This window comes from Pseudomonas sp. SH10-3B (assembly GCF_019891415.1).
Lineage (GTDB): Bacteria > Pseudomonadota > Gammaproteobacteria > Pseudomonadales > Pseudomonadaceae > Aquipseudomonas.
The window spans coordinates 15529-27519 of record NZ_JAFLXD010000061.1; the positions used below are offsets into that span (position 1 = coordinate 15529).

The window sequence follows — 11991 nt, forward strand, 5'->3', positions numbered from 1 at the left end:
TGGTGAGTTAGCTCAAAACTGAGAGTTTCATGACACCGTCCTCCAACCTCTTCACCCCCGCCTTCGGCCTCGGCAACCCTCACCTGCAAACCCTGTGGGGGCCGCTGTGGCGGCCGACTACCCATATCGAACGCCAACGCGAACGCCTGTGGCTGGAAGACGGCGATTTTCTGGACCTCGACTGGCATGGCCCCCATGACGCGCAGGCGCCGCTGGTGTTGGTCCTGCATGGGCTGACCGGTTCATCCAATTCCCCCTATGTGGCCGGCCTGCAAAAAGTCCTCGCGGGTCAAGGCTGGGCCAGTGCAGCCTTGAACTGGCGTGGCTGTTCGGGCGAGCCGAACCTGTTGGCGCGCAGCTATCACTCGGGCGCCAGCGAAGACCTCGCCGCTGCCATTGCGCACCTTCGCGCCAAGCGGCCGTTGGCGCCGCTGTATGCAGTGGGTTATTCGCTGGGCGGCAATGTGCTACTCAAGCACCTGGGGGAAACCGGCGAGGCATCCGGGCTGCAAGGCGCGGCGGCGGTATCGGTGCCGTTTCGGCTGGACCAATGCGCGGACCGCATCGGACTCGGCTTTTCGCGGGTTTATCAAAAGCACTTCATGCGTGAAATGCTCGCGTATATCCGTGTCAAACAACGCCGTTTTTTACAGGATGGCCGCGCGGACGGGCTGAAAACCCTGGAAGCGCTTGGCTCGCTGGAGAAGATGCGCACCTTCTGGGACTTCGATGGCCGGGTCACCGCGCCGCTGCACGGGTTCTTGAGTGCCGAGGACTATTACCGCCGCGCATCGAGTCGCTACTACCTGGGGGCTATCCGCACGCCGACGTTGATAATCCAGGCTGCCGACGACCCGTTCGTATTCGCCCACAGCTTGCCCGAGGCCAGTGAGCTGTCGGCCTGCACCGAATTTGAGCTGACGGCCAAAGGTGGGCATGTGGGCTTCGTCGAGGGTTCACTGAAACGCCCCAGCTACTACCTGGAGCGGCGCATTCCCCACTGGCTACTGGCGCAACACGGTTGAGCATGTGGGAAGGTTTACACGACCGGGAACTCAGTCACCCGTAGCAATTGCCCGCGCAGGATCAGTAATCCACTCGCTCCACGACCCCGCATACAACTTGCCCAACGGGTAACCCGCCAGGCTCAGGGCGAACAGGTTGTGGCAGGCCGTCACGCCCGAGCCGCAATACGCCACCAGTTCTTCCGGCGAGCGCCCCTGCAACTGCGCAGCAAAGCGTTGCTTGAGTTGCTCGGCCGGCAGGAAACGCCCATCACTGCCCAGATTTTCGTTGAACGCCGCACATTGCGCACCGGGAATGTGCCCAGCAATCCGGTCGATAGGCTCCACCTCGCCGCGAAAACGCGGTTGGGCGCGGGCATCGATCAAGGTCAGGCCGGGTTGGCCCAGACGTTTTTGCAGGTGTTCGGCATCCAGCAGCAGGCGATTGTCCGGTGTACCGGCAAACGTCCCGCGCTCGACGACCGGCGCATCCAGGCTCAACGGGAAACCCGCCGCATGCCAGGCCTTGAGCCCCCCATCCAGGATAAATACGCCGTCGCGCTTGCCCAGCCAGGCCAGCAACCACCAGGCGCGGGCGGCATAGGCACCAGGACCGTCGTCGTAAAGCACCACGTCGGTATCGGCACTCACACCCCAGGCCCGCAGTTGCTCGGCAAAGGTGCCCGCCGCCGGCAACGGGTGACGACCGGTCACGCCCTTGATCACCGGCCCGCTGAGATGGCGCTCAAGATCAGCATATTGCGCGCCGTCGATATGCCCCTCGGCGTAACTGCAACGTCCGTAGTCCGGGTCTTCCAGGGCAAAACGGCAATCCAGGATCACCAGCCCGGCGGTGTTCTGGCGCTCGGCCAATTGCTGGGGGCTGATCAGTTGGGCAAGCGGCATGGCGACTCCTGTGAACAGATTCGGGAAAGGTCCTACTTCACTTCTTCCAGTGCCTGCTTCAACGGCACGTAAAACTCTTTGAACAGCGCATCCACCGCTTCTTTTGCCTGGGGCGTGACAAAGCCCGCCTCCAGCACCAGCACCTGATACACCCCGCGCTTAATGGCTTCGGCACTCAAGTGGGCGGAGTTTTCATTGGTGGTACACAAGAAACGCACCCAGGAGGTGAGGATGATCCAGGCGTTGAGGGTCAGGGCTTCGGTTTGCACCGGGTCCATATTCAAGATGCCCGCGTCCACAAACCCTTGGTAAATGGCGCCGCCCTGGATCAGGCACCGCTGGGAAAAACGCCGATAGCCCGTAGCCAGTTCCGGGTCGCTCTCCAGCAGGTGCTCTAGGTCGCGGTGCAGAAAACGGTAGCGCCACATGCCAGCCAGCAGGGCCTGGAGGTAGAAGCGCTTGTCTTCCACCAACATGGCCCGCCCCTGGGGCGGACGCAGGAAAGTGTCCACCAACGCTTCATATTCGCGGAACAGCACAGCGATGATCGCCTGCTTGTTGGGGAAGTGGTAGTACAGGTTGCCCGGCGAAATTTCCATATGGGCGGCGATATGGTTGGTGCTGATACTGCGCTCGCCCTGCTGGTTAAAAAGCTCCAGGCTGGTTTGCACAATGCGTTCGCTGGTCTTTACTCGTGGTGCCATAGGGAATCAGCTTCTGTACACGTGATAGAACATCTTACGGCCTATCCTTGCCAGGATAAATCTGCATGTTGCTGCAATGTTATTTGACAATTTAGAGCAATGACTCTAAAAATCCAGGCAGACCAATAACAATCGGTGCTGCGCCATGTCTGCCAACGTTGCCTACCTGCAAGACTCCCAGGCGCTGGATCAACTCCAGGACCTGTTCGACGCCCAACGGCGCGCCTACGCTGCCCACCCGATGCCGCCAGCGGCACAGCGCCAGCAGTGGCTCAAGGCCTTGCGGGATTTGCTCAGTGATGAGCGCCAGGCACTGATCCATGCGATCAGCCAGGATTTCAGCCACCGCAGCGCCGACGAAACCCTGTTCGCCGAACTGATGCCCAGCCTGCATGGCATTCACTACGCCAGCAAACACCTCAAAGGCTGGATGAAACCTTCCCGCCGCGCTGTAGGCCTGGCCTTTCAACCCGCGTCAGCCAAAGTCATTTACCAACCGCTGGGTGTAGTCGGCGTGATCGTGCCGTGGAATTACCCGCTGTACCTGGCGATCGGACCATTGGTGGGCGCATTGGCGGCGGGCAACCGGGTGATGCTCAAGCTCAGCGAATCCACACCTGCCACCGGCGAACTGCTCAAGACATTGCTGGCCAGGATTTTCCCCGAGGACCTGGTGTGCGTGGTACTTGGCGAGGCCGAAGTGGGCATGGCGTTTTCCAAGCTGCGCTTCGATCACCTGCTGTTTACCGGCGCTACCAGTATTGGCAAGCATGTGATGCGCGCCGCTGCCGAACACCTCACGCCGGTCACCCTGGAACTGGGCGGCAAGTCGCCGGCCATCGTCTCCGCCGACGTGCCGCTCAAGGACGCCGCCGAGCGCATCGCCTTCGGTAAAGCCTTGAACGCCGGGCAAACCTGCGTGGCCCCGGACTACGTGCTGGTGCCGGAGGACCGCGTGGAGGGTTTCGTCGAGGCCTACAGCAAGGCGGTTCGCGGGTTTTATCCGACGCTGGCCGACAACCCGGACTACACCGCCATCATCAACGAGCGGCAACTGGCCCGGCTCAATGCCTACGTCAAGGACGCCACCGACAAGGGCGCCACCTTGGTTCCGTTGTACGACCAGGGCCAGGCACGGCGCATGGCCCATAGCCTGCTGCTGAATGTCAGCGATGACATGACCGTGATGCAGGACGAAATCTTCGGCCCGGTACTGCCGATCGTGCCTTATCGCGGCATCGACCAAGCCTTTGCCTACATCAACCAGCGCCCTCGCCCACTCGCCCTGTATTACTTCGGCTACAACAAACGCGAGCAGGACCGGGTGCTCCACGAGACCCATTCGGGCGGTGTCTGCCTGAACGACACCCTCCTGCACGTGGCCCAGGACGACATGCCGTTTGGCGGCATCGGCCCTTCGGGCATGGGCCACTACCATGGTCACGAAGGCTTCCTGACGTTCAGCAAGGCCAAGGGCGTGCTGGTGAAACAGCGCCTGAACGCGGCGAAATTGATCTACCCGCCCTACGGCAAATCGATCCAGAAGCTGATCCAGAAGTTGTTCGTCCGCTGATACCGCCACCCACGGGATAACAATAACAATGAACCCTAGCCTGACTGATTCACCCGCAATGTCGCGGCGCGGCGTCTTGAAAATCGGTCTGTGCGCCAGCGCCTTCCTGGCCACGGCCGGGCTGGGCGCCAGCCTCAGCGGCTGCTCCAGCAGCACCCCGGCCAGCGGCTATGCCATGTTGCGCGCCAGTGACTTGCCGTTCCTGCGCGCGGTGATCCCGGTACTGCTCGAAGGCGTGGCCAGCGCCCAGGATGTGGTCGCCGGGACTGAAGACACGTTGAAAAAACTCGACTACAGCCTGCAGCACCTGTCGCCGGAGATGTTCAAGCTCACCCAACAGCTGTTCGATGTGCTCGGCATGGGTATTACGCGCGGGCCGTTGACCGGTATCTGGGGCAGTTGGGAAAACGCCAGCAGCGAGCAGATCCGCAACTTCCTGCACCGCTGGGAAAACAGCTACCTGAACCTGCTGCGCATGGGCCAGGGCTCACTGCTCAAGCTGGTGATCATGGCCTGGTACTTCCGGCCGGCGTCTTGGGCGCATTGCGGTTACCCCGGCCCGCCGAAGATCTGAATTGCATCCCTCACAATAAAAACAAGAGACGACCCTGATGCCCGTACCCGATCTGTTCCGCGACGGCCTGGCCCGCGGCTGGAAAACCCACAATGGCGCCGCCCTCGACAGCGACCTGACCCTGGAAGCCGACGTGGCCATCATCGGCAGCGGTGCCGGTGGCGGCACCACCGCCGAGATCCTCAGCGCCGCGGGCTATAAAGTGTTGCTGATCGAAGAAGGCCCGCTCAAGACCAGCAGCGACTTCAAGCTGCTGGAAGACGAAGCCTACGCCAGCCTGTATCAGGAAGGTATCGGTCGCATGAGCAAGGACGGCGCGATCACCATCCTGCAGGGCCGTGCGGTGGGTGGCACCACGCTGATCAACTGGACCTCCAGCTTCCGCACCCCGGACGCCACCCTTAGCCATTGGGCCAGCGAGTACGCGGTCAAAGGTCACAGCAGCGCGGAGATGGCACCGTGGTTTGAAAAGATGGAGCAGCGCCTGGGCATCGCGCCTTGGGCCATCCCCCCGAATGCCAACAATGATGTGATCCGCAAAGGCTGCGAAAAGCTCGGCTACAGCTGGCATGTGATCCCGCGCAACGTGCGTGGCTGCTTCAACCTGGGTTATTGCGGCATGGGCTGCCCGGTCAACGCCAAGCAGTCGATGCTGGTGACCACCATTCCGTCCACCCTGGAAAAAGGCGGTGAACTGCTCTACCTGGCGCGCGCCGAGCACCTCAAATACAGCGGCGACACCATCAGCAGCCTGGAATGTGTGGCGATGGACGAGCGTTGCGTGGCGCCTACCGGGCGCAAGATCACCGTAAAGGCCAAGCATTACGTGCTGTCGGGAGGCGGCATCAATAGCCCGGCACTGTTGATGCGCTCGGGCGCCCCCGACCCGCATTCGCGGCTGGGCAAGCGGACCTTTTTGCATCTGGTGAATTTCTCCGCCGGGCTGTTCGATGAGGTGATCAACCCGTTCTACGGCGCGCCGCAGTCGATCTATTCCGACCACTTCCAATGGCAGGACGGCACCACCGGCAAAATGTCCTACAAGCTGGAAGCACCGCCCCTCCACCCAGGCTTAGCCAGCACCTTGTTCGGCGGCTATGGCACGCAGAACGCCTTGGACATGGGCCAATTGCCGCATACCCACGCCATGCTCGCGCTGTTGCGTGACGGCTTTCACCCCGACAGCCAGGGCGGCAGCGTGGACTTACGCGGTGACGGTACGCCGGTGCTCGACTATCAGGTCTCCCCCTATGCCTGGGACGGCCTGCGCCGGGCCTTTCACAGCATGGCCGAGATCCAGTTCGCGGCGGGCGCCAAGTCGGTCAAGCCCATGCACCACGACGCACAGTTCGTGAACACCTTGGCCGAGGCGCGTAGCGTGATTGACGGTTTGAGCCTGGAATTGCACCGGACAACCCTGGGCAGTGCCCATGTGATGGGCGGCTGCGCCATGGGCGAAGATCCCAAAAACGCGGTGGCTGACAGCCTCGGTCGCCATCACCAGTTGCGCAACCTGTCGATCCACGATGGCTCGTTATTCCCCACCAGTATTGGGGCTAACCCGCAATTGTCGGTGTACGGATTAACCGCTCAATTGGCGACAGCCTTGGCCGAACGTCTGAAAACAGCGTGAAAAAACACGCCATTCGCGGTGTCTATACGGCTTTCTTATGCATAAGTTGACTTGGCCGACCGGGATGGCTGCGATACCATCCGGTTCCCCAACGGACTCCGCCAGGACGACGCGATGAACCGAGTGTTGTACCCAGGTACCTTCGACCCGATTACCAAAGGCCATGGCGATCTGGTCGAACGCGCCTCTCGCTTGTTCGACCATGTGATCATCGCAGTCGCGGCCAGCCCCAAGAAAAACCCGCTGTTTCCCCTGGAGCAGCGCGTGGAGCTGGCGCGTGAGGTCACCAAGCACCTGCCCAACGTGGAAGTGGTGGGCTTTTCCACGCTGCTCGCACATTTCGCCAAAGAGCAGAACGCCAATGTGTTCCTGCGTGGCCTGCGCGCGGTGTCGGACTTCGAATACGAATTCCAGTTGGCCAACATGAACCGCCAACTGGCGCCGGACGTGGAAAGCCTGTTCCTCACGCCGTCGGAGCGTTATTCGTTCATTTCCTCGACGTTGGTGCGTGAAATTGCCGCTTTGGGCGGGGATATCACCAAGTTCGTGCACCCGGCCGTGGCTGATGCGCTGACGCTGCGATTCAAGAAGTAAGACCGCTCAATCGGCGCCCGCTCGCACTGCGGGCGCCAATGCGGCACAATTGCGCGCATTAGTTTTCAGATGCCTTGGCTGACAGCCCTGGCAGGAGTCTCCATGTCCCTGATCATCACCGACGATTGCATCAATTGCGACGTCTGCGAACCCGAGTGCCCGAACGCCGCCATCTCCCAGGGCGAAGAGATCTACGTGATCGACCCTAACCTGTGCACCCAGTGCGTCGGCCACTACGACGAGCCGCAGTGTCAACAGGTATGCCCGGTCGATTGCATTCCGCTGGATGAAGCTCATCCGGAGTCGGAAGAGCAGTTGATGGAGAAGTACCGGAAGATTACCGGTAAGGCCTGAGGTTCTTCAGCGCCTATCAGGGCCTTATCGGGGGCAAGCCCCCTCCCACATTTTGAACGTATTCACAAATCAAAGTGTGGGAGGGGGCTTGCTCCCGATAGCGATATCAGCCCTCACACAGCAATCAGCTCTGGCACCTGGGGCAAAACACACTCGCCCGCTGCCCCAGCACCACATTGCGCAGTTCAGTCCCGCAAACCTTGCACGCCTCGCCACCGCGGCCGTAGACGAACAACTCCTGCTGGAAATACCCTGGCTGCCCATCCCCCCCGATAAAGTCCCGCAACGTGGTGCCGCCACGTTCGATCGCCGCCGCCAGAATGCGCTTGATCTCGATCGCCAGCTTCACATAACGCCCGCGTGAAATACCGCCGGCCGCGCGACGCGGATCAATCCCCGCAGCAAACAACGCTTCAGTCGCATAGATATTGCCCACGCCCACCACCACCGCGTTGTCCATGATGAACGGCTTCACCGCCATCGACTTGCCGCGCGACAGTTGAAACAAACGCTCGCCGTCAAACAGCTCGGTCAACGGCTCCGGCCCCAGGCGCAGCAGCAGCTCGTGGTTGTGCGGGTCCTGGCTCCAGAGCATCGCGCCGAAACGCCGAGGGTCGGTGTAGCGCAGGGCCAGGCCGGATTCCAGCTCAATGTCCACATGTTCATGCTTGGCCGCCGGCATGCCGACTTCAACCAGGCGCAAGTTGCCCGACATGCCCAGGTGGCTGATCAAGGTGCCCACTTCGGCATTGATCAACAGGTACTTGGCGCGCCGCTCCACCAACACGATGCGCTGGCCGGACAGGCGCACATCGAGGTCTTCCGGGATCGGCCAGCGCAGGCGCCGCTCACGCACCACCACGCGGCTGACCCGCTGGCCTTCCAGGTGCGGCGCAATGCCGCGCCGGGTGGTTTCGACTTCTGGTAACTCAGGCATGTGTACCTCGTGAAGGGGGGATCAGTGCGCGCCCAGTTCGCGGATCGACAACTTCAGGCTTTCGAAGTCGTAGTCCGACAGGCCCACGTAGTCCAGCACCAGGTGGCCAATGGCATTCCACTCATGGTCCACCGACTGGTTGCCCAGCACGCGGCAGGACGAGCAGATGTGCTCGGCCATCTTCAGGATCGCCAGCAGGTTTTTCAGCTGCGGATTGCGCGACGACTCATCACTGAACACCGCCAGGGCGTTGTGGTGGTTGGCGATGGCGTCGGTTACATGCTCCGGCAGGCGCCAGGATTTGGCGGTGTAGTAGCCAACCACCGCATGGTTGGTGTTGAACGCATTGTTTTCGGTGTCGACCACGCGGCAGTCGGGGCCGGCGTTGGCGTAGGCCTGTTCCAGCACCGTCATGTAATTGGGGAAGCGCTTGAGCATCAGTGGCACGCCGCAATCGTGGAACAGCCCCAGGGCATAAGCCTCGTCCACCGCCTGGGCACCGGTGCGCTTGGCCAGGGTCAGGCAGGTCATGGCCACGTCCTGGGCCGTGTCCCAGAAGCGGTTGAGGGTGACGATGGTGTCGTCGCTCATCTCGCCCCTGATCGACAGGGCGTTGATCAGGTTGATAATCGACCGGCTGCCCAGCAGGTTCACCGCGCGCTGGATTGAGGCGATCTTGTTGCTCAGGCCGTAATAGGACGAATTGACGATCTTCAGCAGCGCGCCGGACAGGCCCGGGTCTTGGGAGATCAACCGCGCGATCACTTCCAGGTCCGGGTCGGGCATGTACTGCTCCATCTGCAAATCCACCATGATTTGCGGCTGGGGCGGCACGCTGATGCCTTGAAGGGCCTGCTGGATCTGTTCGGCGGTAAGCTCTTGGGACATAAGTACACACTCTGGGCTAGGTGGGGATTCTAACCCCGATGGGAAGCTCACCGACACCTCAAAACCGGATTGGAACCGGACCAAATGTGGGCGCCAGCTCCCACATGTCCGGCGGCGCGGCCAACAACGACACAACACGGTATACTCCCGCTCTTTTTTCCGGAGCGACGTCATGTCCCTGCCAAGCCTGCGTCTCAAAGCCAACGCCGATCGTCGTTTGCGCAACGGCCACCTGTGGGTCTACAGCAACGAAATCGACGTGGCCGCCACCCCTCTTCACGGCTTCCAGGCAGGCGACCAGGCTATCCTGGAAGCGGCCGGCGGCAAGACCCTCGGCATCGTGGCCATGAGCCCGAACAACCTGATCTGCGCACGCCTGCTGTCGCGCGACATCAAGTTGCCCCTGGACAAGTCGCTGCTGGTGCACCGCATCAATGTCGCCCTGTCCCTGCGTGATCGCCTGTTCGACAAGCCGTTCTACCGCCTGGTCTACGGCGATTCCGACCTGCTGCCGGGCCTGGTCGTCGACCGTTTCGGCGACATTCTGGTGGTGCAGATCGCCTCGGCGACCATGGAAGCCCATAAGGAAGACGTGATCGCCGCACTGACCCAAGTGCTCAAGCCGAGCGGCATTCTGTTCAAGAACGACTCCGCCGCGCGCGACGCCGAAGGCCTCAACCGCTACGTCGAAACCGTGTTCGGCCTGGTGCCAGAGTGGGTCGCGCTGGAAGAAAACGGCGTGAAATTCGAAGCCCCGGTGATCCAGGGCCAGAAAACCGGCTGGTTCTACGACCACCGCATGAACCGCGCGCGCCTGGCCCCATACGCCAAAGGCAAACGCGTACTCGACCTGTACAGCTACATCGGCGGCTGGGGCGTGCAAGCCGCGGCCTTCGGTGCCAGTGAAGTGTTCTGCGTCGACGCCTCGGCCTTCGCCCTCGATGGCGTGGAGCGCAACGCCGCGCTGAACGGCGTTGCCGAGAAGATGACCTGCATCGAAGGCGATGTCTTCGAAGCCCTCAAGGAATTGAAAGCCAGCGAAGAACGCTTCGACGTGGTCGTCGCCGACCCACCGGCCTTCATCAAACGCAAAAAAGACATGAAGAACGGCGAAGGCGCCTACCGCCGCCTGAACGAGCAAGCCATGCGCCTGCTCAGCAAGGACGGCATCCTGGTCAGCGCCTCGTGCTCCATGCACCTGCCGGAAGACGACCTGCAAAACATCCTGCTGACCAGCGCCCGCCATCTGGACCGCAATATCCAGATGCTCGAGCGTGGCGGCCAGGGTCCGGATCACCCGGTGCATCCGGCGATTGTCGAGACGCGGTACATCAAGAGCATTACGTGCCGGTTGTTGCCCAATAGCTAAGACGTGAACCCTCTGTAGGAGCGAGCTTGCTCGCGAAAAACGCATATACAGCGCGGGCTACCTGATAGCGCTGCGTTATCGTTGACGTTCTTCGCGAGCAAGCTCGCTCCTACATTGCTACGGGAAGCCACCCACAGTAGTTTTGATTGAATTCCACTTTTCGCAGACTAGTATCGGTTTCTGGTTTTACTTCGGAAAACAAAAACAATGTCTGGGCCCACCCTCTCGCGCTTCATCCTCATCACCTGCATTTCACTGATCAGCTTCTTCCCGATCAATATCCTGCTCCCGTCGTTCCCTGCCCTGTCCGCCCGATTCGACACGCCCAGCGCAGACATCGCGCTGTCCATCAGCCTGTTCACCCTGGTCTTTTCCATCTCCCAACTGGTCGCCGGCCCGCTTTCAGATAAATGGGGGCGCAAGGAAGTGCTGCTCGGCTGCATCACACTGTCGATCCTCGGGGCGATAGGCTGCGCAATGGCCCCGGATTACCTGACCTTCCTGCTGTTTCGCTCTGTACAGGCCATGGGCTGCGGCTTCTTCGTACTGGGCCATGCACTGGTGGAAGACCTGTTCGACGAACAGGACCGAGCCCGGGTGCGCCTCTATTACATGACCCTGAGCGGTTCGTTTGTCGCGCTGTCGCCGCTGATCGGCTCCTGGCTGCAAACCACCTTCGACTGGCAGGGCAGCTTCTATGGGTTTGCGCTGATGGCATTGGGCATGTTGATCCATGCGTTTTGCATCTTGCCTTCCAGGGCTGCCAGCCCGCACCGCGCGCCCGCCTCGATCCTCGGCACGCTCAAAGCAGTCGCCGCCAATCGCGACTTCCTGCGCTACTGGTGGATCGCCGCCCTGGTGTTTGCCTGCTACTTCGCCTTGATCAGCGTGACACCGCTGATTTTCATGGACGCGCTGAAACTGTCCGAGTACCAGTACGCGCTGGTGCTGATGGTGTACGGCGTGGCCTACCTGCTCGGCGGCGTGGCGGCGTCATACCTGCAAAAGCGCATGGCGCTGTCACGGCAAATCAATATCGGTCTTGGATTACTGCTCGTCGCCGGTGTGCTGCTGACGCTGGTCGTCAGCTTTGACGCGATCACCACCGTGACCCTGCTGATTCCAATGCTGATCAGCGCCCTGGCCGTCACCCTGGTCCGGCCCGCCGCGATTTCCGCAGCGATGCTGTTGTTCTCTAGCAGCGCGGGCACTGCCGCATCAGCCGGGAACAGCATCATGTTCCTCACAGCCGCCATCAGCAGTGCGGCCCTGGCACAAACCGGAACGCATCTGCTGCTGACCATTGCGGTCAGCTTCATCGTGCTCAGCCTCTGGGGCTGGTTGACGAATTTACGAGTCGGGCGCTAACGCCTGCCACTGTAGGAGCGAGCTTGCTCGCGAAAAACGTAAACGATAACGCAGCGCTATCAGGTAGCCCGCGTCGTGTATGAGTTT

At 61.3% G+C, this 11991-nt stretch carries 12 protein-coding genes; 8 read left to right on the plus strand and 4 right to left on the minus strand.

Going from position 1 to position 11991, the window contains the following annotated elements; all coding sequences use genetic code 11:
- The first annotated feature begins 29 nt into the window (after positions 1-29).
- On the plus strand, positions 30-1025 hold the full coding sequence (locus J1G35_RS28015) for a hydrolase (RefSeq protein ID WP_223016600.1): 996 nt from the start codon (positions 30-32) through the stop codon (positions 1023-1025).
- A gap of 30 nt (positions 1026-1055) precedes the next feature.
- Here J1G35_RS28015 and J1G35_RS28020 read toward each other — a convergent pair whose 3' ends face one another.
- The gene (locus J1G35_RS28020; protein ID WP_223016601.1) at positions 1056-1910 is read right to left on the minus strand and encodes a sulfurtransferase; all 855 of its coding nucleotides are present in this window, start codon (positions 1908-1910) and stop codon (positions 1056-1058) included.
- Positions 1911-1942: 32 nt separating this feature from the next.
- Positions 1943-2614, minus strand: a complete 672-nt coding sequence (locus J1G35_RS28025; RefSeq protein ID WP_053127964.1) for a TetR/AcrR family transcriptional regulator — start codon at positions 2612-2614, stop codon at positions 1943-1945.
- 145 nt (positions 2615-2759) lie between these two features.
- On the opposite strand from J1G35_RS28025, the gene J1G35_RS28030 reads away from it, so the two are divergent.
- The 5 genes from J1G35_RS28030 (at position 2760) to J1G35_RS28050 (ending at position 7342) form a co-directional block, all read left to right on the plus strand.
- On the plus strand, positions 2760-4187 hold the full coding sequence (locus J1G35_RS28030) for a coniferyl aldehyde dehydrogenase (protein WP_223016602.1): 1428 nt from the start codon (positions 2760-2762) through the stop codon (positions 4185-4187).
- 28 nt (positions 4188-4215) lie between these two features.
- Positions 4216-4761, plus strand: coding sequence for a twin-arginine translocation pathway signal protein (locus tag J1G35_RS28035; RefSeq protein ID WP_223016603.1), 546 nt, complete (start codon positions 4216-4218; stop codon positions 4759-4761).
- 37 nt (positions 4762-4798) lie between these two features.
- Positions 4799-6394, plus strand: coding sequence for a GMC family oxidoreductase (locus J1G35_RS28040; RefSeq protein WP_223016604.1), 1596 nt, complete (start codon positions 4799-4801; stop codon positions 6392-6394).
- A gap of 114 nt (positions 6395-6508) precedes the next feature.
- Positions 6509-6988: a pantetheine-phosphate adenylyltransferase gene (gene coaD / locus J1G35_RS28045; RefSeq protein ID WP_003176711.1), complete on the plus strand. Its 480-nt coding sequence runs from the start codon at positions 6509-6511 to the stop codon at positions 6986-6988.
- 102 nt (positions 6989-7090) lie between these two features.
- Positions 7091-7342, plus strand: coding sequence for a YfhL family 4Fe-4S dicluster ferredoxin (locus J1G35_RS28050; protein WP_008364838.1), 252 nt, complete (start codon positions 7091-7093; stop codon positions 7340-7342).
- A gap of 124 nt (positions 7343-7466) precedes the next feature.
- Here J1G35_RS28050 and mutM read toward each other — a convergent pair whose 3' ends face one another.
- Positions 7467-8279 carry a bifunctional DNA-formamidopyrimidine glycosylase/DNA-(apurinic or apyrimidinic site) lyase gene (gene mutM / locus J1G35_RS28055; RefSeq protein ID WP_053127956.1) on the minus strand — a complete coding sequence of 271 codons (813 nt, stop codon included), beginning with the start codon at positions 8277-8279 and terminating at the stop codon, positions 7467-7469.
- A 21-nt stretch (positions 8280-8300) separates the two neighbouring features.
- The gene (locus tag J1G35_RS28060; protein ID WP_172681436.1) at positions 8301-9113 is read right to left on the minus strand and encodes an HDOD domain-containing protein; all 813 of its coding nucleotides are present in this window, start codon (positions 9111-9113) and stop codon (positions 8301-8303) included.
- A gap of 226 nt (positions 9114-9339) precedes the next feature.
- On the opposite strand from J1G35_RS28060, the gene J1G35_RS28065 reads away from it, so the two are divergent.
- Complete coding sequence (locus tag J1G35_RS28065) at positions 9340-10536, plus strand: class I SAM-dependent rRNA methyltransferase (RefSeq protein ID WP_223016605.1); 1197 nt, start codon at positions 9340-9342, stop codon at positions 10534-10536.
- A 207-nt stretch (positions 10537-10743) separates the two neighbouring features.
- A complete protein-coding gene (locus J1G35_RS28070) occupies positions 10744-11904 on the plus strand; it encodes an MFS transporter (RefSeq protein ID WP_053127949.1) in 1161 nt (386 codons plus the stop codon).
- The last annotated feature ends 87 nt before the right edge of the window (positions 11905-11991 follow it).

Excerpts from the sequence above, each read along its gene's own strand:
- J1G35_RS28050 (WP_008364838.1), top strand. The coding sequence starts at position 7,091 with ATGTCCCTGATCATCACCGACGATTGCATCAATTGCGACGTCTGCGAA.
- J1G35_RS28015 (WP_223016600.1), top strand. The coding sequence starts at position 30 with ATGACACCGTCCTCCAACCTCTTCACCCCCGCCTTCGGCCTCGGCAAC.
- mutM (WP_053127956.1), bottom strand. The coding sequence starts at position 8,279 with ATGCCTGAGTTACCAGAAGTCGAAACCACCCGGCGCGGCATTGCGCCG.
- J1G35_RS28040 (WP_223016604.1), top strand. The coding sequence starts at position 4,799 with ATGCCCGTACCCGATCTGTTCCGCGACGGCCTGGCCCGCGGCTGGAAA.
- J1G35_RS28035 (WP_223016603.1), top strand. The coding sequence starts at position 4,216 with ATGAACCCTAGCCTGACTGATTCACCCGCAATGTCGCGGCGCGGCGTC.
- J1G35_RS28025 (WP_053127964.1), bottom strand. The coding sequence starts at position 2,614 with ATGGCACCACGAGTAAAGACCAGCGAACGCATTGTGCAAACCAGCCTG.
- J1G35_RS28020 (WP_223016601.1), bottom strand. The coding sequence starts at position 1,910 with ATGCCGCTTGCCCAACTGATCAGCCCCCAGCAATTGGCCGAGCGCCAG.
- coaD (WP_003176711.1), top strand. The coding sequence starts at position 6,509 with ATGAACCGAGTGTTGTACCCAGGTACCTTCGACCCGATTACCAAAGGC.
- J1G35_RS28070 (WP_053127949.1), top strand. The coding sequence starts at position 10,744 with ATGTCTGGGCCCACCCTCTCGCGCTTCATCCTCATCACCTGCATTTCA.
- J1G35_RS28065 (WP_223016605.1), top strand. The coding sequence starts at position 9,340 with ATGTCCCTGCCAAGCCTGCGTCTCAAAGCCAACGCCGATCGTCGTTTG.
- J1G35_RS28030 (WP_223016602.1), top strand. The coding sequence starts at position 2,760 with ATGTCTGCCAACGTTGCCTACCTGCAAGACTCCCAGGCGCTGGATCAA.